At 70.9% G+C, this 23,592-nt stretch carries 19 protein-coding genes and 4 pseudogenes; 9 read left to right on the top strand and 14 right to left on the bottom strand.

Annotation, left to right across the window (positions count from 1 at the left end; genetic code table 11):
- Positions 1-195: 195 nt before the first annotated feature.
- Both AB0D59_RS44385 and AB0D59_RS44380 read right to left on the bottom strand, forming a co-directional pair.
- Positions 196-1,035 (bottom strand): SDR family oxidoreductase, encoded by an 840-nt coding sequence (locus AB0D59_RS44385; RefSeq protein ID WP_362577205.1) that lies wholly within the window; start codon positions 1,033-1,035, stop codon positions 196-198.
- Between the two features lie 169 nt (positions 1,036-1,204).
- Positions 1,205-1,312: pseudogene (locus tag AB0D59_RS44380) on the bottom strand (GMC oxidoreductase); the annotation flags it as partial.
- Positions 1,313-1,559: 247 nt separating this feature from the next.
- Here AB0D59_RS44380 and AB0D59_RS44375 point away from each other — a divergent pair.
- From AB0D59_RS44375 to AB0D59_RS44360, 4 genes and pseudogenes are all read left to right on the top strand, one after another.
- Positions 1,560-1,799, top strand: a complete 240-nt coding sequence (locus tag AB0D59_RS44375) for a ferredoxin (protein WP_362577204.1) — start codon at positions 1,560-1,562, stop codon at positions 1,797-1,799.
- Positions 1,796-2,759 (top strand): annotated as a pseudogene (locus tag AB0D59_RS44370) (NAD(P)/FAD-dependent oxidoreductase); the annotation flags it as partial. The gene AB0D59_RS44375 and the pseudogene AB0D59_RS44370, both read left to right, overlap by 4 nt.
- A 17-nt stretch (positions 2,760-2,776) precedes the next feature.
- A pseudogene (locus AB0D59_RS44365) lies at positions 2,777-3,370 on the top strand (cytochrome P450); the annotation flags it as partial.
- A gap of 306 nt (positions 3,371-3,676) precedes the next feature.
- Positions 3,677-4,654 (top strand): hypothetical protein, encoded by a 978-nt coding sequence (locus AB0D59_RS44360; protein ID WP_362577203.1) that lies wholly within the window; start codon positions 3,677-3,679, stop codon positions 4,652-4,654.
- Here AB0D59_RS44360 and AB0D59_RS44355 read toward each other — a convergent pair.
- Positions 4,642-5,229, bottom strand: a complete 588-nt coding sequence (locus tag AB0D59_RS44355) for a hypothetical protein (protein WP_362577202.1) — start codon at positions 5,227-5,229, stop codon at positions 4,642-4,644. The two genes, AB0D59_RS44360 and AB0D59_RS44355, sit on opposite strands and share 13 nt — an antisense overlap.
- Positions 5,230-5,598: 369 nt before the next feature.
- On the opposite strand from AB0D59_RS44355, the gene AB0D59_RS44350 reads away from it, so the two are divergent.
- Positions 5,599-5,853, top strand: a complete 255-nt coding sequence (locus AB0D59_RS44350; RefSeq protein ID WP_362577201.1) for a Smr/MutS family protein — start codon at positions 5,599-5,601, stop codon at positions 5,851-5,853.
- A 458-nt stretch (positions 5,854-6,311) separates the two neighbouring features.
- Here the strand turns inward: AB0D59_RS44350 and AB0D59_RS44345 are convergent.
- From AB0D59_RS44345 to AB0D59_RS44315, 7 genes and pseudogenes are all read right to left on the bottom strand, one after another.
- Positions 6,312-6,911, bottom strand: a pseudogene (locus tag AB0D59_RS44345) (ATP/GTP-binding protein); the annotation flags it as partial.
- Entirely contained in the window at positions 6,892-7,284 is a 393-nt protein-coding gene (locus AB0D59_RS44340) for a DUF742 domain-containing protein (RefSeq protein ID WP_362577200.1), read from the bottom strand. The gene AB0D59_RS44340 and the pseudogene AB0D59_RS44345, both read right to left, overlap by 20 nt.
- Positions 7,281-7,751 (bottom strand): roadblock/LC7 domain-containing protein, encoded by a 471-nt coding sequence (locus AB0D59_RS44335; RefSeq protein ID WP_362577198.1) that lies wholly within the window; start codon positions 7,749-7,751, stop codon positions 7,281-7,283. Before AB0D59_RS44335 ends, AB0D59_RS44340 begins: the two co-directional genes overlap by 4 nt.
- A complete protein-coding gene (locus AB0D59_RS44330) occupies positions 7,748-10,120 on the bottom strand; it encodes a nitrate- and nitrite sensing domain-containing protein (protein ID WP_362577196.1) in 2,373 nt (790 codons plus the stop codon). Before AB0D59_RS44330 ends, AB0D59_RS44335 begins: the two co-directional genes overlap by 4 nt.
- A 271-nt stretch (positions 10,121-10,391) precedes the next feature.
- The gene (locus tag AB0D59_RS44325; RefSeq protein WP_362577194.1) at positions 10,392-12,623 is read right to left on the bottom strand and encodes a bifunctional polysaccharide deacetylase/glycosyltransferase family 2 protein; all 2,232 of its coding nucleotides are present in this window, start codon (positions 12,621-12,623) and stop codon (positions 10,392-10,394) included.
- 14 nt (positions 12,624-12,637) lie between these two features.
- Positions 12,638-13,414 (bottom strand): hypothetical protein, encoded by a 777-nt coding sequence (locus tag AB0D59_RS44320; protein WP_362577192.1) that lies wholly within the window; start codon positions 13,412-13,414, stop codon positions 12,638-12,640.
- Between the two features lie 166 nt (positions 13,415-13,580).
- On the bottom strand, positions 13,581-14,078 hold the full coding sequence (locus AB0D59_RS44315; protein ID WP_362577190.1) for a DUF1877 family protein: 498 nt from the start codon (positions 14,076-14,078) through the stop codon (positions 13,581-13,583).
- Between the two features lie 559 nt (positions 14,079-14,637).
- On the opposite strand from AB0D59_RS44315, the gene AB0D59_RS44310 reads away from it, so the two are divergent.
- The gene (locus AB0D59_RS44310; protein WP_362577188.1) at positions 14,638-15,270 is read left to right on the top strand and encodes an RNA polymerase sigma factor; all 633 of its coding nucleotides are present in this window, start codon (positions 14,638-14,640) and stop codon (positions 15,268-15,270) included.
- 86 nt (positions 15,271-15,356) lie between these two features.
- Positions 15,357-16,118: a hypothetical protein gene (locus AB0D59_RS44305; RefSeq protein WP_362577186.1), complete on the top strand. Its 762-nt coding sequence runs from the start codon at positions 15,357-15,359 to the stop codon at positions 16,116-16,118.
- Positions 16,119-16,351: 233 nt separating this feature from the next.
- Here the strand turns inward: AB0D59_RS44305 and AB0D59_RS44300 are convergent, their stop codons facing one another.
- The 4 genes from AB0D59_RS44300 to AB0D59_RS44285 all read right to left on the bottom strand — a co-directional run bounded on the left by AB0D59_RS44300 (position 16,352) and on the right by AB0D59_RS44285 (position 20,229).
- On the bottom strand, positions 16,352-17,788 hold the full coding sequence (locus AB0D59_RS44300) for an aminotransferase class V-fold PLP-dependent enzyme (RefSeq protein ID WP_362577184.1): 1,437 nt from the start codon (positions 17,786-17,788) through the stop codon (positions 16,352-16,354).
- 13 nt (positions 17,789-17,801) lie between these two features.
- Positions 17,802-18,512, bottom strand: a complete 711-nt coding sequence (locus AB0D59_RS44295; protein ID WP_362577182.1) for a tryptophan 2,3-dioxygenase family protein — start codon at positions 18,510-18,512, stop codon at positions 17,802-17,804.
- A 579-nt stretch (positions 18,513-19,091) separates the two neighbouring features.
- Positions 19,092-19,463: an STAS domain-containing protein gene (locus AB0D59_RS44290; protein ID WP_362577180.1), complete on the bottom strand. Its 372-nt coding sequence runs from the start codon at positions 19,461-19,463 to the stop codon at positions 19,092-19,094.
- 91 nt (positions 19,464-19,554) lie between these two features.
- A complete protein-coding gene (locus AB0D59_RS44285) occupies positions 19,555-20,229 on the bottom strand; it encodes a DUF5994 family protein (protein ID WP_362577178.1) in 675 nt (224 codons plus the stop codon).
- Positions 20,230-21,280: 1,051 nt separating this feature from the next.
- Here AB0D59_RS44285 and AB0D59_RS44280 point away from each other — a divergent pair.
- Complete coding sequence (locus AB0D59_RS44280) at positions 21,281-22,522, top strand: PP2C family protein-serine/threonine phosphatase (RefSeq protein ID WP_362577176.1); 1,242 nt, start codon at positions 21,281-21,283, stop codon at positions 22,520-22,522.
- An 821-nt stretch (positions 22,523-23,343) separates the two neighbouring features.
- Positions 23,344-23,592, top strand: a 249-nt coding sequence (locus AB0D59_RS44275; protein ID WP_362577174.1) for a helix-turn-helix domain-containing protein, incomplete at its 3' end; no start/stop codon positions are given.

Raw genomic sequence — 23,592 nt, 5'->3', positions numbered from 1 at the left:
GGTTCAGTCCTCGTCAGCCGCCCTCGTCACCTGCGCCGCCGCGCCGCAGATCGGCGTCGGTGAGGCCCTCCAGCTCGCCGTGGGTGTCCGGCCAGTACAGCAGGACCGTGTGCATGTGCCTTCTCTCCGGGGCCGACGCGGGGTGGGCGCGGGTATGCGCGGGTATGCGCGGGTGGGGCGGGCCGGCCGCCGGTGTCAGCCGCCGGTGGCGAAACCCGGGAAGAGCGTCATCCCGCCGTCGACGTACAGGGTGGCGCCGACCACGTAGTCCATGAGGTCGGAGGCGAGGCCGACGGCCGCGTAGCCGATGTCCTCGGGGTCGCCGACGCGATCGTAGGGGATGAGCCGCAGCAGGTCCTTCAGGGCCTCGGGGGTCTCCCAGGCGCTGCGGTTGATGGGGGTCTTGATGGCCCCGGGGGCGATCGCGTTCACGCGGATCTTCTTCGGGGCGAGTTCCTGGGCCAGTGTCTCCATCATCATCTGCACCCCGCCCTTGGAGGAGGCGTAGTTGACGTGCCCGGCCCACGGGATGATCTGGTGCACCGAACTCATGCAGATGATCTTCCCGGCCGCGCGCGACACCTCGGGCACGACACCGCGCCGCAGGAACTCCTTGGTCGCCTCACGGGCACAGAGGAACTGCCCGGTGAGGTTGACGTCCAGGACCTTCTGCCACTGGGCGAGGGTCATCTCGGTGAACGGGGCGTCCCGTTGGAGTCCGGCGTTGGCGACCAGGATGTCGATCGTGCCGAACTCCCGGACCATCCGGTCCATCATGGCGACGACCTGCTGTTCGTCGGAGACGTCCGCCTCGTAGGCGGCCGCCCGGACCCCGAGGGCGGTGATCTCCTCGACCACCTTCTCGGCCTCCTCGCCGCCGGCCACGTAGTTGACCACGACATCGGCCCCCGCCCGGCCCAGGGCGAGTGCCGTCGCCCTGCCGATCCCGGAGTTCGCGCCGGTCACGAGTGCCTTCTGGCCCTTTAGCAGGTGGGCGGGGATCACGCTTCGGCGCGTCCCTTCGGTGGAACTCACGATGTCCTGCTCCTCCACTGCGTGCCCGCCTCCGCCGGGCCCGTCGCCCGGCGATCCAGACTTCAGACAAACACCGGGGAGGGACGGCGGCACACCGCGGCGGACCGCGTTGCGCTGCCCGGCGGAGGATGTTCGCCCGGTCGGGAACCGGGTGCGCGCAACGGACTCCGTAGAGGTCGTCCAGGTCGTGGGCCTTGCAGTTGACGTCGAGGGCCGAGGACTCCGGGTCGGTGCCGAAGCGCACCGTGCCGGCCTGGTGCGCGGTGGCGCCGATCGGCCGAAGGCGGCCGGGCCCCGCACACACGACGTCCCGGGGTGCGGGCGAGGTGTGCGCGGAATACGGTGAACAAGAGCAATGTCAGGATCTCTGGGCGGTTTTCACCGCCGCCGGTCGCCTTGAGTGCGACCAACAGTTCTTTCTGCGGAGACCCACGGCGCACCCCTGTTCTGGTTGTCTCGCGATTCCCGTGCCGGAGGGGCGCCGGCTTCCGGGTCCGCAGCCTGCCGTCCCCGCGGAGGCCGGGATGCGAGTCGTCGTTGATCTTTCCCGATGCGAAGGGTATGCGCAGTGCGCGTTCCTGGCTCCGGACGCGTTCCGGATGCACGGCGAGGAAGCGCTGATGTACGACCCGAACCCCGACGACGCCCAGCGCGACCGGGTGTTGCGTGCCGCGGCGGCCTGCCCGGTCCAGGCGATTCTGGTCGACCGGCTGGAAGGACGGCCGGAGGGGCGTGACGTACCGGTGGAGGCGTCGAGGTCATGACCAGCGCCGACAACCTGCGAGCGTTCAGACGCGAGGGCCGCATCGTGATCGTCGGGGCGTCCCTGGCGGGGCTGCGGGCCGCGGAGTCCCTGCGCGACGAGGGGTTCACCGGATCGCTGACGATGATCGGCGACGAGCTGGGCGAGCCCTACGACCGTCCGCCCCTGTCCAAGCAGGTGCTGACGGGGTGGGTGCCGGCCGGGGGCACGGTGCTGCCGCGACGGCGTGACATCGACGCGGAGTGGCTGCTGGGCGTGCCCGCCGACGGGCTGGACCTCGCGACGAACCACGTGCGTCTCGCCGACGGCCGCGAGATCCTTCTTCGACCGGGTGCTGATCTCCACCGGGGTGCGGGCCCGGCCGTGGTTCGTGGAGAGCGAGGCGGCGCTGGACGGGGTGTTCGTCGTACGGACCCGCGAGCACGCCGAGAGCCTGCGGCGGGCCCTCGCCGCCGGACCCTCCCGCGTGCTGGTCATCGGTGCCGGATTCACGGGCTCCGAGATCGCCTCCGTCTGCCGCGAGCGGGACATCCCGGTGACCGTCGCCGAACTCGGGCCGGCCCCGCTGGTCGGGGCGCTCGGCGCCATGATCGGCGAGGTGGCGTCGGACATGCAGCGCGCGCACGGTGTCGACCTGCGGTGCGGTGTGAAGGTCACCAGGCTGGAGGGCGACACGCAGGGGCGGCTGCGCCGTGCCCACTTCGACGACGGCAGCACGCTCGACGCCGACGTGGCGGTGGTGGCACTCGGCGGCATCCGCAACACCGAGTGGCTGCGGGGCTCGGGACTGGCGGCGGGTGTCTGGGGTATCGCCTGCGACACGGGCTGCCGCGCCATGGACCTCAACGGCCTGATCACCGACGACATCTTCGTCGCGGGAGACGTGGCACGCTGCCCGAACCCGGTCTACGAGTACCGGCTCATCTCGCTGGAGCACTGGGCCAACGCCGTGGAGCAGGCCCGGGTCGTGGCTGCCGCCCGGGAGACGACCTTTTGTCACGGCTGGCCTACGACGACGGGCCGGACGGGCAGATGACCGACGAGGAGATCATCAGCACCGCCAACCTGCTGCTGATCGCCGGCCACGAGACCACCGTCAACCTCATCACCAACGGCGTGCTGACGCTGCTGCGCCACCCGCAGGTAATGCAACGACTGCGCGACGAACCGGATCTGGTCGTGCCACTGGTCGAGGAACTGCTGCGCTACGAGCCGCCCGTGCACATCATTCCCTGGCGGGCGGCGTACAGCGACGTCACCGTCGCCGACACCGTCATCCCCAAAGGCTCGCAGGTCATGCTGATGCCGGCCGCGGGCAGCCGTGATCCGAACCGCTTCCACGATCCCGACCGCTTCGACCCCGACCGGCATGACAACCAGCATCTCGGCTTCGGCAGCGGCATCCACCTGTGCTTCGGCGGCCCGCTGGCCCGACGGGAAGCGCAGATCGCGCTGACCGAGCTGGTACGCCGCCTCGACCGACCCAGACTGGTCGCCGACCCGCCACCGTACCGGCGCAGCCCCGTTCTACGCGGGCCGATCCATCTGCACGTCGAGCGGAGCGGCGGTTAGCGCGACAGCCGAGGACACTTCCCGGGCCGCGATGCCGTCGCCGAGGAGTTCGAGGCCGAGCACGAAGAACAGGGCGGCCATGACGGCGAAGTCGTGACGCTCGGCCCGGTCTCGCCGGTCGGCCGACCATTTGACCCGCTATTGCACGGCTGTGACGGCGAGCGCACAGCCCTGTCACCCTCCGTGGGAAGACTTTCCTCATCGCGAAGAGCAGCAGGCCGACGGACCGGTTCGGGTCCCGGGGACGGCAGGCGGTTCCCGCGACACTCTCGTCGCAGTGCCATTCACATCCCTGGGGGATCCTCGATGTCCGCTCGTCACCGTCGGAACACCACAGCCGTCACCACCGCAGGCGCCGCCGCACTGCTCACCCTGTGCGGCACGGCCGCGACCGCGACGGCCGCCCCGTCCTCCGGCGGCGACGCCAAGGGCAGCGCCGCGATGGTCGCCGCAGCCGCGTCCGCCCACACGGTCACCGTGCCCAGGGGACTCACCATCAGCGACGGCACCCGCCACGTCGTGGTCAACGGCAAGTCGATCGACTTCGGTACCACCGTCCGTGACCTGGCCTGGAACCCCAGCGGCAGCAAGGCCGCCTTCGTCGACGGGCACGGCGACCTCGTCGTCTCCAACCCCGACGGCAGCCACCGCGTCACCGTCGCCGCCAACCCGGGCGGGCAGACCTGGTCCCACCCCACCTGGCAGGTGACCGCCGCCGACCGGGCGAACCGGATCCCCGCGAAGAACAACCTCATCTTCTCGGCCAGGATCCACGGGAGCACCGTCCTGGAGGGCGTCAAGGCCACCAGCAACCACGGCAAGCCGACCAGGATCAGCCTGAACGGCGACCCGGGAGACGGCAACGTCCCCCAGACCGACAACACCTGGCCGAATGTCGGCGGCAGCTACGGCTCGGCCGTCTACGAGAACACCCACACCGGCGAGGTCTACATCCGCGACGACTACCTGCGGCAGCAGGGCGGCGCGCTGACCAAGGGTTCCGAGCCCGCTCTCTCCCCCGACAACGAGGAGGTCGTCTTCGTCCGCTCCGTCCACGGGCACGACCACCTCTTCGTCGAGGACTTCGGCGGCTCCACCCAGGTCGTCAAGGACGTCACCCCCAACGCCACCGCCGACTACACCGAGCCCACCTGGTCGCCGGGCGGCAAGACCATCGCCTTCCGCGCCCCGACCGGTACGTACACCATCACGAAGACCGCCCACGGCTACGGCAAGCCCGTCAAGGTCTCCCAGCACACCGGCCTGCCCGCCTACCGCGGCTGACCGCCACCCAACCGGCCGCCGGAGCGGGCGAGTTCGGCCTGGAGCTCGGGCAGGTGCTGGTCGGCGGTGTCGTGCGGCAGATACTCGACCACGTCGAGAAAACGGAACAGCACCTGGGTCTTGGTGACGGCGAACTCGTAGTCGCCGTACCCCACCACGGCACCCATGTCCCCACGAACAGCGCCCCGGACGACATGCGCGGTCATGTCGTCCGGGCTCTGCGCCGTCAGCCCCCGCCGCGCGTTCGGGCGCGCCAGATACGGGCAGACCATCGAGGCGTAGAGCATGCACGCGCGGTGCCCCGGCGCCTCCAGGGTCGCCGCCATGTTGCGGTACGGCCGCCCGGCGGCAAGCGCCTCGCCGATCGCGGAACTCTCCGCGGCGCCGACCACCCGCCACACCGGCCCCCTGGGAATCAGGGTGTTGCAGACGGAACACAGACGCTGTCGTGCGCACTCGGCGCTGCGCCCGTAGTCGGTGAGCGCGAACTGGGGCTCGTCGCCCTCCCATGGGGTGATGGCCGGTACGGGATAGCCGCGGCTGTCACGAGGCCTGGCCTCGACGGTCGCCGGCATGGGCACGGAATCGAATCGCACACCCCATGGTGAACCAGGTGGCCTCGCCGGCGCGACGGTTGTCAGGCATGTACCAGCCCGGTGTCCGCCTCGCAGCGGATGGCGGACCTGTCCGTACCGGTGTCGTCGGCGACCTTCGGCGACCTCTGCGCCGCCACCCACTACGGCCGCCTGCCGGCGCACGAGCCGCACCGGCCCAGATGTGGGCAGGACGTCGGAAGCGTTCTCGCCCGGCGAGCAGTAGGGTGCGTGCGGCGTCCCGGGCGGTTGTGGACGCGGGCGGGGCCAGGACGTCCAGGACGAGTCCGAGGTGTCGGATGACACGCTCGGGCCGGGTCGTCACAGGTGGCGGGAACCGGAGGTAGCACCTTGCTGACATTGGATTTGCACCCGATCTTCCGGAACAACCGCGACATCGAACTCGCGCTGCGGCAGGTCGTCTTCCAGGCGAAACGTACGGAAGAGCCCGTCGTGGAGATCATTCACGGAAAGGGAACCGGGCAGCTCAGGGCACGCGTCCTCGCGTTCCTCGGCCAGAAGCACATCAGGAAGCTGTACGACCGCTTGGAGACCGACACGGCCAACACGGGCCGGATCCTGGTCCACTTCGCGCCCCGCCCCTGACGGTGGGTTCGTCGCCTTCGGGCACACCCGACGGTTCAGGACGTGCGGCCGCGAGCACAGCCGGTGCTTCCTGGATGTGCTCGCGGCGGGAGGAAGAGGATGCCGCCGGCTTCGACGGTACGGCGGTCGGTGCTACCAGCAGCCCTCGACCGTCGCGGCCGGTCCGGGCCGGCCAACGGCTCGTCCTCGTCGGCCACGTCGGGCGGCCTACCGAGGTGACTCCGATCCCGGCCCTCGCAGGGTGGTGGCGGTGCCGGTGGACAGGTCGGTCCGGCGGATCGACCAGGTGGACGTGGTGCCGTCGCACACCGAGGAGTGCACGGCGCCGCCGATCAGCGCGGAGCCGGAAGGCGCTCGCCGCCTGTGCCCGTCGGCGAAGCCGCGGAGGAGGAGAGTGCGTCGGCCGCGGCCGTCCTGTCCGACGGCGGCGCGGCGGCCGTGTGGCTCGGGAGCGGTGTCGGGCCGGACATCAGAAGCTCGATCAGGGCCAGCAACAGGTCGCGGCTTGCCAGGCGCTGCCGGAGGTCGCCCATGACGATGGGGGTGTGCGGGTCGAGGTCGAGTGCCTCCCGGACCTCGGGCTCGGTGCGGTCCTGGCGTCCGTCGAAGCAGTTGACGCCGACGACGAACGGGATGTCGCGGCTCTCGAAGAAGTCGATCGACGCGAAACTGCTCTTCAGCCGCCGGGTGTCCACGAGGACGACGGCACCGAGCGCCCCGTGCACCAGGTCGTTCCACATGAACCAGAAGCGTTCCTGGCCGGGTGTGCCGAAGAGGTACAGCACGAGTTGGGAGTTCACGGTGATCCGGCCGAAGTCCAGGGCCACAGTCGTGGTGGCCTTCTGGTCCACCCCGTCGATGTCGTCCACGTCGACGCCCGCGACCGTCAGATGCTCCTCGGTGTTCAGGGGCACGACCTCGCTCACGGCACCGACCATGGTGGTCTTGCCCACGCCGAATCCGCCCGCGACGAGTATCTTCACCGCCGCCGGAGCCTGGGGCGCGGTGGGGTGGGTCGGGTCTGTCCCGACCTGGTCGTCAGAGTCTGAGTAGGCCATCTTTCACCGCCTGAAGAAGTGTCATGTCCAGTCCCCGGCCCGCCGCGACCGCCAGTGGCGCCCGGGCCGTCACCCTGCCGAGCGCGATCAGGTCGGAGACGAGGATCTTCGTCACCGCCACGGGCAGGTTCAGCCCGGCGGCGACCTCGGCGAGAGCCACCGGGGTGCGGCACTGCTGGAGGATCAGCCTGTGTTCGGGTTGCAGGCCGCGGGTCGAGGGCTCCTCATCGGGCGCGACGACCGTCGCGATCACCGTGATGAGGGTGAGGTCGTTCCGAGCCGAGGTCGTGCGCCCCTGGGTGATCGTGTACGGCCTGACAAAGCTCTGCTCCGCGTACTCGTCGTCCGGTGCCGCGTCCGCCCAGTGGCTCACCCACGTCCTCCCCCACTCTCGGTGTCGCCGGAGCGGCGGGACGGCGATGCCTCGGCATCGTCCGGCACCACACGGACCTCGGTGCCCAGGCGTTGCCCGACCTGCTGCACGAGGGTGTGCATGGCCACGGACATCACCTCGGCGTCCACCTCCTGGTCCGCCACGACCGCCAGGTGCGTGCCCCGGCCGGCGGAGCTGACGAAGAGCCACAGGTCACGGAGTTCGATGATGACCTGGTGGACCGGTCCGCCGCCGAAGACCTCACCGACTCCGCGGGCCAGGCTCTGCTGGCCGGTGGCGATGGCGGCCAGGCGTTCCGCGTCGACCCGGTCGATACTGCTGGACTGGCTGACCACCAGGCCGTCGTCGGACAGCACGACGGCGTTCCTGGTGCCCGGAACCTGGTCGACCAAGCGGTCGAGCAGCCAGTCGAGGTCGGAGTTGGTGGCAGTGGTTCGCAGAGTCATCGTCCGTCTTCCTTGCGGGCCCCGTCGTGGCGCGGTGAGGGTTGAGTGGGCTGTTGATCGGAGTCGGGCCCGAGCCGGGCTATCCGGGACTGGCGCTGGAAGGCGCCGACCGTGGCGCCGGAGCGGCGCGGCGAGATCCGGCGCGGCAACGGCTCCGTCTCCGTCTCCGGGGTTTCGACGGGCGGCTTCTCAGCGTACACACAGGAAGGATCGCGGAGTTCGGCGGCCAGACTGGCCTGCCGTACCCGGCGCGGCAGCGGGTCCGGACTCGCCGTCGAGGGCGCGGCGGTGGCGCGGGCCGGCGCTTCGGTCCCGGGGCCGGTGACCGGGCGCGTGGACGTCTCCTGGTCGCCGGGCCGCGGTTGCGGCTGGAGTCGCGGCTGCGGCTGCGGCCAAGCACCCCCAGGATCGCCGTCCTGCGCGGAGCGGGGCGCGCCGACGCTCGCGAGTTGCGCCGGGACAGCGCTGTCCGGCGGCTCCGAGCGCGGCCTCCCGTCGGAGACCAGCTCTGCCGGCACCAGGACGACCACCCGGGTGCCTCCGAACGACGAGGGCCGCAGTTCCACGTTCAGCCCCAGGTTGGCGGAGAGCCGGGCCACGACGTACAGGCCGAGGCGGGCGTCGTCGGCGCGGGACATCACGTCCATGCGGGGCGGGTCGGCCATCAATCGGTTGGCCTCGGCGTACTGCTCGGGGTCCATGCCCATGCCGCGGTCCTCGATCTCGACCGCGACGCCGCGGCCCACCCGGGACGCGGACACCTCCACCGGAGTCGGCGGTTTGGAGAACGACACCGCGTTCTCCATGAGTTCGGCCAGTACGTGCACCATGGGACCGACCGCGCGCTCGGACAGCCAGATCTCGTCCTCGGTGTCGATCCGGATGCGCCGGTAGTCCTGCACCTCGCCCTGCGCGGAGCGCAGCAGGTCCAGCAGCAGCACGGGATTGCGCCAGCGCCGCTGGGGCTGACCGCCACCGAGGATGACCAGGTTCTCCTCGTAGCGCCGCAGCCGGGCGGCCAGGTGGTCGACGTCGAAGAGTCCTTCCAGGACCTCGGGGTCCTCGTGCTGCCGCTGCATCGTGCTGAGACGTTTCATCTGCATGCCGATCAGCAACTGGGTACGTCTGGCGATGCGTTGCAGCAGGCGCTCGAAGCCGCGGTACTGCTCGACCTGCCGCACGGCGGTCTCCAGGGCACTGCTGCGGGCCTGGTTGAGAGCCTGGCCGAGCATGCCCAGTTCGTCGTTGCCGTAACGGATCTCGGGCAGTTCGGCGTCCGTGTCGACCGTCTCGCCCTGCCGCAGCCGCTCCACCATGTCGGGCAGCCGGGTCTGCAGCTCCAGCGCCGCGGAGCGGAGCCCGAGGATGCGGCGGCGCAGGACTCCGGTGAGCCACAGCGAGACCAGGAACACCAGCAGTACGGCCGCGGCGCCCACCGTGCTGTCGACGACCAGGTCGGTCATCATGTCGCCGAGTTTGTCGTTGGTGGCGTCGACGAGGTAGGCGGAGTACGCGCCACTGGCCTGCAGCAGCAGGGGTGTTATCGCAGCGTAGCTCTGCTGCCACTCCTTGCCGAGCCGTGCGGACACCGGGGTCCGGCCGTCCTGCCCGGGGCTCTCGGCGGTCAGGGCCTGCTGCTCGATCCCGGTCTTCTGCTTCCAGGCCGCGCCGGACAGCACACGCTGGTACGTCTTGGCGTACCTGCCGGGCAGCCGCGGTACGACCTTGTTCTCGTAGATGTGCTGCTGGCTGCCGATCACCTCGGCGAGCTGGAAGCGCTGCGCACTGGTGAGGCGACCGCTCGCCGCTCCGGCCGTGAAGATCGTGCTCTCGCGCGAGAGCATCTCCTGGCCCCACTGGGCGTCGAGCACCGGCCGGGTGAGGACGTTGACCTCGCCGATGCCGACGTTGGTGAACTCCTCGAACACCTGCATGTCCGAGGCGATGACACCGGTGTAGCCATCGAACATCTGCTCCTGGGTGGCGTCCCGCTTGTCCACCGCGTTCCGGTACTCGGGCAGTCGCTCCAGACCCCGGCTGAGCTGCTGGAAACTCTTGCTGAGACCGCCGGGCACGGAGTCGGAGAGTGCTTCGAGGCCCTGGACGGACCGGTCGGTGAGCGCACGCTGTTTCGCCAGACCCGACGGATCGGCGTGGGGATCGGCGAGTGCCGCCGCGCTCAGCTGCCGCTCTGCCTGCAACTGGTAGAAGACGCCGACGATCGGTTGCCCGAGCTGCTTGCCCGCGTTGTTGCGGTCGTTGATGCTCTTCCAGTTGCCGTAGAGCTGCGCCGAGTTCGTCGCCCACAGGGCGATCATGGCGAGGGTGGGAACCAGGGCCAGGATGAGCAGGGTCGTACGCAGCGACAACCCGCGCTCCGAAACCGTCTCCTGGTCGCCTTGCCGCCGTTCCGCTTCTTGGCTTGTCTGCTGTTTGCCCGCTTGCGCGTGAAGTGCCACAGAAGTCCCCGGCATGCCTAGCGATGGCGGACTGGTCCGAAATGGGGTCCGCGCCATGTCAGGGGAAGCCTACTCATCACACAATTGATCTCAATAGTTTGATCATTCAAATTGATACGGACAGTTCGGGTAATAGTGCATGCGCCTGTCGTGACGGGAGGCGACAGGGACGAACCCCGGTTCAGGCGGGGACCCGCGGAGGGCGGTCCTCGCCGGAGGTCTCCGTGCCCGCCGGCGCCCGCAGGCTGCCGTAGCGCTCCATGCGCTGCCACCGCAGCCGTGAGCCCGACACGGCGGTGAAGACGGACTGGATGACCACCAGGTACATCAACTGGCGGTAGACGAACTGCTGCAACGGCAGGCTCCACAGCGGGCCCGGACGTTCTCCGTCCAGGCGGAACGCGTACAGGCCCATCAGCAGTTGCAGGAGCAGGAAGGCGAGCCAGAGGGCGGTGATCCGCAGCGGGTCGAGGAAGACCAGGCCGTAGAGGGCGAAGACGTCGACCACGGGGGCGAGCAGCGGCAGCAGGACCTGGAAGAGGAGGAGATAGGCCAGGCCCCGGCGGCCGAGTCGGCCGGCGGCGCCGTCCTGCACCAGCGCGCCGCGGTGTTTCCACATCGCCTGCAGGGTGCCGTAGCACCAGCGGTACCGCTGCCGCCACAGGGCGCCCAGGGACGCGGGCGCCTCGGTCCAGGCCACCGCCCCCTCCTCGTACACCACACGCCAGCCGGCGCGGCACAGTGCCATGGTGAGGTCGGTGTCCTCGGCGAGGGTGACGTCGCTGACCCAGCCGACGGCGAGCACGGCCCGGCGCCGGAACGCCCCGACCGCTCCGGGCACGGTCGGCATGCACTCGGCGAGGTCGAACAGGCGACGGTCGAGGTTGAAACCGACCACGTACTCGATGTGCTGCCAACGACCCAGCAGACCACCGCGGTTGACGACCTTCGCGTTGCCCGAGACGGCACCCACCCGGGGGTCGGCGAAGGGCTGCACGATCGTGCGGACGGCGTCGGGTTCGAAGACGGTGTCGCCGTCGACCATGACCACCAGGTCGCAGGTGGCCGCGGCCAGACCGGTGTTGAGCGCGGCGGGTTTGCCCGCGTTCCGCTGCCGGATTACCCGCACCCCCGGCAGACCCAGGGACTCCACCAGATCGGCGGTGCCGTCGGTGGAGCCGTCATCCACCACGATGATCTCCACCGGATGGTCCGAGGCGACCAGGGAGCGTACGGCCGCCTCGATTCCGGCGCTCTCGTTGTACGCCGGGACGATGACGCTGACCGGTTCGGTCACCGGCGGTCCCCAGGGCCTGGCCCGGCGCCCCGTCCGCAGCCGGCGGTGCCGGCGGGCCGCGACCAGGACGACCGCTGCGCGCAGCACGCTGATCGCTCCGGCCGCGTACATCAGCACGCCGAGCAGCCCGATGGTCCAGTCGCCGAGCTGCAGCATCTTGATGAGCGCGATTCCCTGGAGGTGGTCGGCCGGTCCGGCGGGCTGGACGGGCCCGGCCATGCCGACCGCGGCGCCGACCGTCGTGAACCGGAAGCCCTGTGCCTTGAGCCGGGGGATCAGGGTGTTCAGGGCGGCGACGGTCTGGGTGCGGTCACCGCCGGCGTCGTGCATCAGCACGATCTGCCCGGCCCTGCCGTGCGGTGTCGCGTTCGCGAGGACGCGGTCCGTGCCGGGGCGCTGCCAGTCCTCGGCGTCCAGGGTGGAGAGCACCGTGACGTATCCGTCCGTGTCCGCCTGCTTCAGGACGGACCAGTCGGCGTCGTCCAGCGCGTCGTTCTCCGAGGAGTACGGCGGCCGCAGCAGCGCGGTGGTGACGCCTGCCGCGCCGGCCACCGCCAGCTGGGTCTCGCGCAGCTCCAGGGAACGCTGCCAGGGGGCGAGGCGGGAGAGGTCGGGGTGGGTGAAGGTGTGGATGCCGATCTGGTGGCCCTCGGCGACGATCCGCCGGACCAGTTCCGGGTGGGCCACGACCTGGGTGCCTACGACGAAGAAGGTCGCGTGCACATGGTTGTGGCGCAGCACGTCGAGGATGCGGGGCGTCCATACGGGGTCGGGACCGTCGTCGAAGGTGAGGGCGATGGTGCCGACCTTCGGGCGGGCGGTGTGCGGGGAGCCGGCGGCGTTCGCGATCACGGGGCCGCCGTGGGCCACCTGTCCGGGCACCGTGTCGGCACGGCCACGGGGGCCGGTCACGTCGTCCGAGGTGATCCCGAACATGTGATGGGTATAGCCCTGCAGCAGGAGGGCCGCCGACAGGGTCACCACGAGCACGCACAGCAGCAGCCAGTGGGTGCGGGCGGTGACCCGGCGGGTACGGCCGCGGAGGCGGGGCCCGGCGGTGCGGTGCCGGCGCTCGGCCGGGTCGGCCGGATCGCTGAGATCGGTCGGATCGGTCACGTCAGGGCCTTGGGTCACTTCACGGGTTTGTGGGACGCGGCGTTGGCGCGCCCCTTGGCGGAGGGTGCGTCGGTGCTGGTGGCGCCGGTGCCGGTGGTGGGACCGGCGGTCGTGGTCGGGGCGGCGGTCGGGGCGGTGGTTCCGGTGGCCGTCGCGCTGGTGGCGGACGTGGCCGCAGGGCTGGGCGCGGGGGTGGTGGCGGCCGCCGGCCGGACGGTATGGCCGGAGGCCGTCCGCGGCGCTGTGGGACGGGAGTTCCCGTCCCCGGCGTCCGCGCTCCCCGCCGTGTGACCTGTACCGGCGGGAGAGGCGGGGGTGGTCGCGCGAGGCGTGGCCGGGTGTGTGGTGTCGGGGAGCGGAACGAACGGAGCGCTGATGGTGGGGCCGCCCAGCAATGTGCTGACCAGCAGAGCGACATAGAGGCCGGCGGGGATCACCATCAGCCGTGCGGTGCGCCGGACGCGGCGCTGGCGGCGCCCCGAGGCGTCCACGAAGACGGGCCGCGCCGGATCTTTCTCCGGCGTGTCCGGCTCCGGTGCGGGACGGCCGGCGTCGTGGTGCGTCGGCAGCACGGTGATCACGGCACCGTGCGGAGAGTCCCACTCCGCCGTGGCGAGGTGGTCCGGCCCGGCAACGAGCAGGGGCGCACCGGCGGCCCAGGGCTGCTGCTCCGCCATGGCCGTGTCGGCGGTGGCGCCACCGATGCCCTCATGGCCGTGGACATGCCCGTACCCGACGCCGCCGTACGGCTCCTCGCCGTATGCTCCGCCGCTGTCGCCCGTCCACTGCACGAGTCCTGCCCCCTTTCCATGACCGACCGACGTGGTCGTCCGCAGGGAAAGAGCGCAGCGGGCCGAAACTGTTACACCTCCCACCCCGGACAGTCGTATGTCCCACTCCAGGCAGCCACAATTCCCGCCTCGCAGCGGCACCTCTCGCGCCTCGGGTCGCCACTCCTCACGCCTTGGAGCGGCACTTCACCACCGCGTCCCCGCACTCGGCCGTGTGCGCGTAGAACGCCCGCAGCTCCCGGTGCGTCGTGGCGAAGGCACGCCACGTATCGGGCTCCGCGGTCACGCCGCCGTAGCGGGGCAGCAGTCCGTCCCGGGCGAAGTGCCACAGTGCGTCGAAGTCGGTCTGCTCCAGGAATCCGGCCACCCGGCGGGCCTGGGCCGCCGTGAGTACCAGCAACGGCGGCTGCCGCCGGTCGGTGCGGACCACGGGGCGGCCACCGAGCACCACCTGGGCCTGGGGGCGGTCCCCGGCACCGTCCGGCGGCGCGCCGGTGTAGATGCGCTCCTGGTCCAGACGGCACTTGTCCAGCACCTCCTCGCGGCACCGGCCGACCCGGTGCCGGACGGTCTCCGCATCGCTCGCGAAGAGCCGCTCCAGCCATGTCGGACTGTTGCGCAGTGCCGGGGCCGGCACCGCGCGCAGATGGAGGTAGGCACTCATGACAGAGGGAGCGCACGAGGGCGCCGAAGCGTCACTACGAGGCTCCACAGCGCTCCCACCGAAGCCCTAGCCGCGCAGACACCCGCGCCCCGCCCGGACGACTCACCGGGCCGGGGCGCGCAGAGCGGGTGGCAGCGGGGACTACTCGACGTCTCCGTCGGACTCCTCCGCCTCGTCGGTGGCCGCAGCCGTGGCGGCCCGGTGTCCTGGATGACGGAGCAGCCGCTGACCTCGCCTGTCCCGCCGCGGTGCGGGCGGCATGTGGCATGCGGCGGGCGGCATGCGGCCGCGGGCCGGGCGGGGCACGACCGAGGGCGGCGGCCGTAGCGGGCGGGCCGGGAGCCGCTGCCGAGCGCCGGCTGCCGGTCTGCCCCGTCCTCTCCGCGTCCGGCGGCCGAGTGGCGGCCGAGTGGCGGGAGACCGGCGTTACCGCGGCGGAGCTCTGCGGCGTTGTGACGTTTCTGTGAGGCCGCACGCTGGTCACCATGGGGCCGTCGTTGCGACCGGAGCGCGGCGGACCACGTGGACTCGGCTGTGATCGGTGCGAACGAGGGCAATCTTGGGCCAGGTACGGCAACCCCGGCGCGTACGGGAGTACGACGGGGAACTGGGCGCGGCGGTCGCGCGAGCTCAGGAGGGCGACGAGGCCGCCTTCGAGGCCGCCTACCGGATCGTGCAGCCGGGCCTGCTCGGCTACCTCCGCGGCATCGTCGGCGACGAGGCGGAGGACGTGGCGTCCGACGCCTGGCTGGAGATAGCCCGCGACCTCGGGCGTTTCAAGGGCGACGGCGTCGGCTTCCGCGGCTGGACCGCGACCATCGCCCGGCACCGGGCGCTGGACCACCTGCGTCGCCGGCGCGTGCGGCCCCAGGCCGGCGGCACCGACCAGGACATACTGGATCTGGCCGGCCCGCACAACACTCATGAGCAGGCGCTGGAGGCCCTCTCCACCGAGCGGGCCCTGGAGTTGATCCGCGGACTGCCACGGGACCAGGCCGAGGCAGTGCTCCTGCGGGTCGTGGTCGGTCTGGACGGTCCCGCTGCCGCACGCGTTCTGGGCAAGCGTCCTGGCGCGGTGCGCACGGCCGCCCACCGGGGCCTGAAAGGGCTCGCCCGTCAGCTGGGCATCGGCAACGAGGCGGAGGACGGTGTGACGGATGTGGCTTCCCGTGCGCTGGGGGAGTCGACATGAAAGACAACCGCGACGGGAGCGACAGGCAGGCGCCGGACCCGGGACAGCGGACGAATCGAAGCGGTCGGACAGGAACGGAAGCGGACATGGGCGAACGGCTGGGCGGTGACGGGGTACGGGGCCGTCGACGTGTGCAGCACGGCGGCGCCCTGTCCGATCCCCGGGCCACGGGTGACGACACCGCGCTGGAAACGGCACTGGCCGCCGCCGTCCGCGCAGGCGATCTCGCGTCTCAGGGCGAGCAGCAGGCCGTGGCCGCGTTCCGAGCCGCCCGCGACGCCGGCGTGCATCGCGCACGTACCCGGCGCAGGGACGACTGGCGGCCGGCGGCGGACCGGCGGGCCCGGCGCCCGGCGAAACTGACGTTCGGCGTGGTCTTCGCCAGCCTCGCCCTGGGTGGTGTGGCGGTCGCGGCCATCGGTTCCGCGGGCTCCTCCACCGAGGGCGCCGGCCACGGCCGGGGAACGACGAACCCCTCGGCGGCCGCCTCGAACGGGCCGGGCGACGCGGCCTCGTCACCGCCCTCCGCCGGCCCTCGGCCGACGGACCGACCTGCCACCGCCCAGGACACCGAGGCCCACTGCCGCGCCTACGCGCAGGTCCAGGGACGTGGCAAGGCGCTCGGTGCGACAGCCTGGCGGCGACTGGTCGTGACAGCCGGCGGTGAGGACAAGGTCGCCGCCTTCTGCTCCGAGCAGCTGGCACGGGCGACGGCCAAGCCGAGCCACTCGGCCGGCGCGGGCAAGTCCGGCGGGGCCGCGAACTCAGCCAACGGCACGGCGGGCAACACCGGCGCTTCCGCCGACAACCAGGCCAACGGCGGGCAGGGCAACGGCAAGAACAAGTAGCCCCATGCCTCCCCGCGAGGGCGGGCCATGGTGGTCGACAGCGGTGTGACCGCGGCGGAGCAAGGACGCACCCCGGTCGACCGAGGCGACGGGAGGACGTCCGTCTTCTCGTCCCGGCACCACCGTGTCGTCGCCGACGCAACGCACCATTCAGGAGCCCCAGGAGCCCCAGGAGCCCCAGGAGCGCAGGCACCCGGCGCGTGGAAGCGACAACGAAGCTCCGGCCCGAACCGTCAGGCGTCGAGTGTGGTGCGTGCGTCGAGCACGGCCTCCAACAGGGCGTCGACGTGTTCGTCGCGGGTGGTGTAGTTGTTCACCGCCGCTCTCAGGTAGGGCTCGCCGTTCGGGTGGCAGACCGTCAGATGGAAGTCGCCACGTTCCACCACCGCGCGGTGCAGTCGCTCGGTGTACTCGGCGAGGTCCACGCCGTCCCGTTCGGGGACCGCGCGGAAACAGCAGATCGGGAGTACCGGGTCGGCCAGGAGTTCGAGACCGTCGGTGGCGCGTACCCGCTCGGCCAGATGCCGGGCGACGTCCAGGTTGCCCAGCAGCAGATCCGCGTATCCCTCGCGGCCGAGGTGACGCATGGCCAGCCACAGTCCCAGTGACTTCCACGGCCGCGCGCCCTCGGGACCCAGGAACACGAAATCGGCGCGGGAGTCGTGGTTCCAGTAGTGCGCCTGGTCGGCGAAACTGGCGGAGAGCCGACTCGCGTCGCGCACCAGCAGACACCCCAGCCCGTACGGCACGAACATCCACTTGTGCGGGTCCAAGGTGACGGAGTCCGCCAACGCGAGTCCGGTGAACAGCTCCTGAGTACGCGGAAGGTTCGCGAAGACCGCCGCCGCGGCACCGTCGACGTGGAACCACATGCCGTGATCCGCCGCGACCTGCGCCAGCTCCGCCAGGGGGTCGATCGCGCCGGTGGCGGTCGCCCCCGCCAGACCGACGACCGCGACCGGCCGGTGCCCTACCCGCACGTCGGCGGCGATCCGCTCCCGCAGTGCCGGGACCGCGATCCGCCCCGCCCGGTCGGTCGGTACGACGCGCAGCGCCCCACGCCCCATGCCGAGGAGGTCCAAGGCCCTGGAGATGGAGTAGTGCAGCTCGGACGAGACGTACACGGTGCCGCCGCCGGTGATCCCGTTCTCCCGCACCGCGTCACCCAGTACGGCGTCCCGGGCCAGTTTCAACGCGGATATGTTGGCCATCGTCCCGCCCGAGGTGAAGATGCCGGCCGGGACGGTCGCGTGCGGGTAGCCGACGAAGTCCGCCACCCAGGACAGCGTCTCCGTCTCCATGGCCGTGGCGGCCGGCCCCATCCGCCACGCCGCCGGGCTCTGGTTGAGCAGGGACGCGATGCTGTCGCCGAGGACGGCCACCGGCAGCGGCCGCGGGTGGAAGTAGCCGAAGTACTGCGGGTGGGCACCGTTGAGATACCCGCGGTCCAGGACCGTCGAAGTGATCTCCGTCAACAGCTCCGGAAGCGGGGTACCGCGCTCCGGAGCTGTTGACGCATCCCGCGAGCGCTCGTAGAACGCCTTGTCGTCGCTGGTGACCGGCCGTGTCCACGGGGCGCGCTGGGTGTCGAGGAGAGCGTCGAGGTGCGGACGTACGGCGGCGACGACGCGGTCCCAGTCGGTGAACGACTCGCGGGAGAGCTCGGGCATCTCGGCCTTTCGGTCAGGGGGCGGGCGTCGGCGCGGTGGCGAGGTGTTCGCCGGCCTCGCCGGTGAGTTGTGAGCGGATCCGCCACAGTTCCGGGTAGAGGCGCTCGGTGGAGAGCTTCGCCAGCACTTCGATCGGAGTTCCGGCCACGCCCACCGCGTCGACGCCGACCATCCTCTCGACGACCTTCAGGTGGCGCGTGCGCCACAGCATGCAGTCGCTGTCGAGGTCGACGAGGCTCTCCGCGAGCTGGTAGAGGTCCTCGAACTCGGTATGGCGTGTGTAGACCTCGTGCAGCCCGACGGTCCGGCGTGCCATGAAAGCGGTGAACTCCTCGCCCAGCGACCGGGCGAGCTTGCGGGTGCTCGACCACCCCGGCGAGGAGAATCCGGAGCCGTCCTCCAACTGGGTGCGGATTCTCTGGTACGACCACGGCGGGATGTGGTCGAGCGTGTCGAGCTGTCCCATGAGGTTCACCAGGTAGGAGTGGACTCTGCGCAGGTGCCGGACGGCCGAGAGCACGGCATCGGAGCGCGTCGCGGAAACGGCGGACCCCATCTCGTGCGCAATGAGTTTGAGCCACAGCTCCGACGACTGCTGGACGACGATGAAGATCATCTCGTCGGGGTCGACACGCCCCTCCGTGTCCCGCTGCAGACTGAGCAACTCATCGGTGCGCAGGTAGCGTTCGTACGCCGTCGAGGTCCCGTCCCGCCGCACTGACATTCCGGTGACTCTCCGAATCGATTACGGACACGGCCGTTCATGCCGGGTGATGGGTCATCAAGTAGAGGAGCGTCGATCATGTTCACGTCGGACGGACGGCCGACGTGACCGGCAACCGGTGAACACTCTATTTCCGTTTGTCGAACTGACGTCCAGTGTCCGGAAATTCGCCGCCGTCATGGCCCCGACCATGACGCCCGGGAGAGGGCGCGCCACGAGATCTCCGAAGTCGAGCACGCCGCAGAGAGTGCCGTCCGCAGGTTCACCGGAAGATCTGCTCAGACCCACGCTGTCCCTTGGCCTGGGGCAGGGGTGACCATTCGGGGTTCCTCCTTCGGATCCGGTGGACCCGCGCAAAGCGGCCTCGACGAATCTGGCGCGCCGCGATTCTGTTTCGCTCCCCAACGCCTCCCGAAGCGCCGTGCCGCCGCCGGGACTTCACACTCCACGTACGGATCGGCCGGCTCCTTGAGGGTCCCGGCCTGCCGGCGGTTCAGCCGGCGCAGGCGTGGCGCGTCGATGGCGGGCGGTGTGCTTCCGTCGCCGTACGGCGGCTGGTCTCCCGCCGGGGCGGGGCCGTCACAGCGCACTGCCCGCGGCGACGGGAATCCGGCGCGATCGTGCGCGGCCGGTGAGTACCGGGTGAAGCAGGAATCCGGAGCCGGTGATCTCGATGACGCGGGCCATGGCCCGCGACGGGTAGTGCAGTCGCAGGGTCCTACCGGCATCCGTGACAAGCCGGAATGCCGTGAGGAAGGCGTTGAGTCCGCTGGCGTCGCAGAAGGTGACCGCCGTGAGGTCGACGTCGATGCTGCGGATGCCGTCGCTCAGGCACTCGGCCAGCGCCGCGCTCACCTGCGGTGCCGTGGCGAGGTCGATCTCTCCCGCGAGAGTGATCAGAGCGCGGGTGCCGCGGTCGTGCCGGTAGACGTTCAGTTGTGGGAGGGGCATTGATCCTCTGTTCGGACAAGGTGGATGAGGAGCACGCCGAGAGCGATCAGCGCCATGACGACGACAACGGCCACGAAGGTCTCCATGGCCCTCATGTCCCCCACGGCCGAACGGAGGCCGGGGCAGGTGCGGCGGATCGGTCTCCGTCCGTGGCCGCGGCTGCCGGGATCCGAGGCCGTGCGGCCGGGATCCGTGGTCGTGCGGCGGGATCATGGGCTTCGTGTCCGCCTTCGGAGTCCCAGACCGCCTCCACGGCCCGGTCGGTCTCGGACACCGTCCGCAGACGCGCCGCCTCCTCCATCAACCGGCTCGCGGTCGACGTACCCAACGGGTCGCTCGCGGCGGCCATCAGCCAGCCGGCCGAGACCTGGTCCGTCCCTGGCGGTATCACCAGCAGGTTCCACCGGCCGACGCGGTAGGAGAGCAGCAGCAGTTCGTGCGGGTCCTGCTCGGCCAGGAACCAGCCCACCTTCACCACATGCCCGGCGACGGGCACCTTGCGTGGAACGACCGGCCAGTGGGTGGGATTCACCGTGACCCGGGTGATCCGCCCCCACAGCGGATCCAGCACGGCGGTCAGGGCGGGGAGTTCCGCCCCGAGATCATGGGAGCGGGGCCACCATGCGCCGTCCAGGAGAGCCGACGTGGTGCCGGCGGGAGCCAGCGACAGGCGGAGCGGGGACGAAGAGGGAGCGGACGACGGAGACGGAGCGGACGGCGACAACCGGTCTTCGAGTGTCGGCGAGAAGGAGATGGCCGCAGTCATGACGCGAACCCTGCCCCGGGCCGACCGCGATCGGCCCGGCCTATTCGATCGCCGAAAACGACACGAGCGTGGTAGCCGGTGCGCGAAATATCCTCGGTAATCCCAACGTACTCCTCGGACAAGCCGACCGGACCGTCGCGCCGGCGTATGAATCGCCCCCTACGCTCCTCCTTCGGACGGGCTCCTTCGGACGGGCTCAGTCCCAGGACGCTGTCCGGAGAACACGACTGATCACCAGGCGGAAACCCAGGATGTCCGGTGCCGAGGACGAGCCCCCGCACGGTGGCTCCAGGCGGCGTATCGCCGGGGAAGGGGCCTGGTCATACGTCCCCCTCCCAGCGGACCCCCGAGAGGGGCATGAAAACCCCTGATGCCCGAAATGTGTATCAGGCATAGGGTGAAAGCGGGTCGGCACACTCTCACGTGCGACCGGCCTGGAAGGGCGACCCCGGTGTGTATACGCCGGGGTCGTTGGAGAACGCCGACGCGCCATCGGAAGCAGGACACGGGCGCAGGCATCGGTTCGGTGGAAGCGATCCGCGTGGCCACCGATCGATCCGCGTGGCCACCGATACCGATCGGCAGGCCATGGCCACCGTGGGCCCGGTCCGACCAGACCGGTGCCTCGGACCGGACCCGCTCACCGGCCGGCCCACTCATGCCCCCCGTCGGCCCCCGTCGGCCCGGCCTTGTAGCGACGGGCGGGTGCGGTGGTCGACATGCTGCCTATGGCGTAATCGGCTCGTCGGACCTGTCGGCGGTGCAAGCCTGGGCCGGTCCACAGCGTTGTGCCACGCCGATCGCCGCTGACCGCCGGGTGGATCCGAGAGGGTCGGGGGGTGCGTTGTGTCGGGGCACCGGGAGTCGTGACAGGCGGTCGGATCGGGTGTCGATGGCGCCGGCGCTGTTCCCCGGCCGGCACCGCCCCGCACCGGCTGCGGTTCGACGCGGCCGGGGCACCGGGCCGCCCGGGGCGAAGACCGCGTGGACACGGCCGTCGAATGAGTTCCTCGGGCAGATCACGCCGCGGGGCGAAGGGAAGCAAGCAGCGATGACGGACGGTGGGCACAAGCCGGGCAGGATCGGGGTGGACCGGTCGGAGGGGTTCGGCGAACGACTGCTGGGTGTGCTGCTGGACCGGGCTCACGAGATGCCCCCGGAGCTGATCGCCCCGCTCGTCGCGGAGGAGGTGGCCAGGGTCGGGGGGCGGGAGGTCTCCATCCTCCTGCAGGACTACGAACAGGTGCTGCTGGTGCCGCTGCCGGGCCGGAGGTTGAGGGTCGGCGGCCCCGAGTCGGTCGAGGACTCGCCCGCCGGCAAGGCGTTCCTGAGCCGCAGAACGGTGGAGGTGTCACAGAACGGCAGCGTGCGGATGTACCTGCCGCTGCTGGACGGCAGCGACCAAGTCGGGACGATGGCCGTCACCCTGGACAGGGTCGATGACGACGACCGTCGACTGCTCCGCAGACTCGCGGGTCTGGTCGCGGACATGATCGTCACCAAGGACGCCTACACCGACCTGTTCTTCCAGGCCCGCCGCAGCGCCCCGATGAGCGTGGCCGCGGAGATCCAGTGGTCGTTGCTGCCCCCGCTGTCGATGACCGTTCCGCAGGTCGAGGTGGCCGGAATCCTGGAGCCCGCCTACGACGTGGCCGGCGACAGCTTCGACTACGCCCTCAACGGCGACAACCTTCACGTGGCCATGATCGACGCGATGGGCCACGGACTGGATGCGGCGACCATGGCGACGGTGGCCATCGGCGCCTATCGCCACACGCGGCGGGCCGACACGGAACTGTCCCAGGTGTACGCGTTCATGGACAGGGCCATCAACGAGCAGTTCGGCCCCGACCACTTCGTCACCGCGCAGATGATGGTTCTGAACATCGCCACGGGCCGGCTGCGTTGGGTCAACGCGGGCCACCCGGCCCCGTTCCTGATCCGGGACCGGGCCGTGGTGGACCGGCTGGAGAGCCCGACCACCTTGCCGGTCGGCTTCGGCGGTGAGGAGCCGGTGGTCACCGAGCGGATGCTGCACCCCGGGGACCGGCTGCTGTGCTTCACCGACGGCCTGATCGAGGAGCGCCAGGCGTGCGGGGAACAGTTCGGCGAGGAGCAGCTCGTCGAGTGGGCCAACCGGATCCTTCGTGAGCGCACCGAGGTACGGGCGGTGGTGCGAGCCCTCTCCCACGCCCTGAAACAGGTACGTGGCGGCACCACGAGCGACGACGCGACCATCTTCCTCATCGAGTGGCGAGGCGGCGACGCCGATCATCTCGCCGCCCTCGACTGAGCCCGCGACGAGGGCGCCCCGGGCCTGGGCGGGTGCCGCGGGCCCCACGTCTCACGAGGCCGAAGGGTCCGCACGCGAGACTGAGCCCGCGACGAGGGCGCCCCGGGCCTGGGCGGGTGCCGCGGGCCCCACGCCTCACGAGGCCGAAGGGTCCGCACGCGAGTGCCCACGCTCGACCGGTGGAGCGGGCTTTCGGCCCGCAGGAGCGTAGGCATGCGCGCCGGGGCTGTCCTGTGCGCGGGCCCGGTGCAGCAGTTCGGTCGGTGACAGTCAGCCGAAGTGCAGGTAGGGAGAGCCTGGAAGCCGCGTCGGCGGCGAGGCCGCCGGGTTGGGCCTCGTATGCGGCCGGCGGGCCGGAGAGCGATGACCGCAGCTGCGGCGGGCCTCGGATTCCGCGCCGGGGCCTCGATTCCGGTCAGCCGCTCCAGAGAGAAACCTCAGGTCGGTGGCCTGGGGTTTGTTCGTCTGGGCGGTTCCGTCGGGAGTGTCCGACGCGTGAGACTTCTGAAGATCGGGCACGCGGAGGGAGCGAGTCCCGGGGAACGGCTCGCGGACGGCTACCGGAATTCATTCGCAGTGCATCGGCCTTCAGGCCGGTGGTGATGCGAATCTGATGGTGGCGACGCGGAGCGTCGCGGATTCAGGTCCGGCGGAGCCGGACACCGCAGTTCCTCGCCTGCGGTGCGGAGCGTCGCGCGGGCTGGTCCCGGCGGAGCCGGGCGGTGCTCACACCGGCCGGTTCTGCTGTTCGATGTACTGCCTGACCACGGAGAGCGGGGCGCCACCGACGGTGCCGGCGAAAAGTACGTATCGTGATCGTCATGCAGCTCCGGTACTCCTTCAGGTTGTACCCGGACACCGGCCAACAGGGGGCGTTGGCGAGGGCGTTCGGGTGCGCCCGTGTCGTGTTCAACGACGCGGTCCGCGCCCGTGAAGTCGCCCGTGAGGCCGGGCAGCCGTTCCCGACGGCCGGTCAGCTGTCCAAGAGGCTGATCACCGAGGCGAAGCAGACGGTGGAGCGGTCCTGGCTGGGCGAGGTGTCCGCGGTGGTGCTCCAGCAGTCCCTGCGG

This window comes from Streptomyces sp. NPDC048417, assembly GCF_040651615.1.
Lineage (GTDB): Bacteria > Actinomycetota > Actinomycetes > Streptomycetales > Streptomycetaceae > Streptomyces.
Note: the sequence above shows the minus strand (reverse complement) of the source record. Positions and strands in the feature narration are given on the sequence as shown.

What these genes read in the sequence shown, in the direction of transcription:
- AB0D59_RS44280 (WP_362577176.1), top strand. Translation starts at nt 21,281, where the DNA reads ATGACGGACGGTGGGCACAAGCCGGGCAGGATCGGGGTGGACCGGTCG.
- AB0D59_RS44335 (WP_362577198.1), bottom strand. Translation starts at nt 7,751, where the DNA reads ATGACTCTGCGAACCACTGCCACCAACTCCGACCTCGACTGGCTGCTC.
- AB0D59_RS44305 (WP_362577186.1), top strand. Translation starts at nt 15,357, where the DNA reads ATGGGCGAACGGCTGGGCGGTGACGGGGTACGGGGCCGTCGACGTGTG.
- AB0D59_RS44290 (WP_362577180.1), bottom strand. Translation starts at nt 19,463, where the DNA reads ATGCCCCTCCCACAACTGAACGTCTACCGGCACGACCGCGGCACCCGC.
- AB0D59_RS44375 (WP_362577204.1), top strand. Translation starts at nt 1,560, where the DNA reads ATGCGAGTCGTCGTTGATCTTTCCCGATGCGAAGGGTATGCGCAGTGC.
- AB0D59_RS44315 (WP_362577190.1), bottom strand. Translation starts at nt 14,078, where the DNA reads ATGAGTGCCTACCTCCATCTGCGCGCGGTGCCGGCCCCGGCACTGCGC.
- AB0D59_RS44300 (WP_362577184.1), bottom strand. Translation starts at nt 17,788, where the DNA reads ATGCCCGAGCTCTCCCGCGAGTCGTTCACCGACTGGGACCGCGTCGTC.
- AB0D59_RS44285 (WP_362577178.1), bottom strand. Translation starts at nt 20,229, where the DNA reads ATGACTGCGGCCATCTCCTTCTCGCCGACACTCGAAGACCGGTTGTCG.
- AB0D59_RS44355 (WP_362577202.1), bottom strand. Translation starts at nt 5,229, where the DNA reads ATGCCGGCGACCGTCGAGGCCAGGCCTCGTGACAGCCGCGGCTATCCC.
- AB0D59_RS44295 (WP_362577182.1), bottom strand. Translation starts at nt 18,512, where the DNA reads ATGTCAGTGCGGCGGGACGGGACCTCGACGGCGTACGAACGCTACCTG.
- AB0D59_RS44360 (WP_362577203.1), top strand. Translation starts at nt 3,677, where the DNA reads ATGTCCGCTCGTCACCGTCGGAACACCACAGCCGTCACCACCGCAGGC.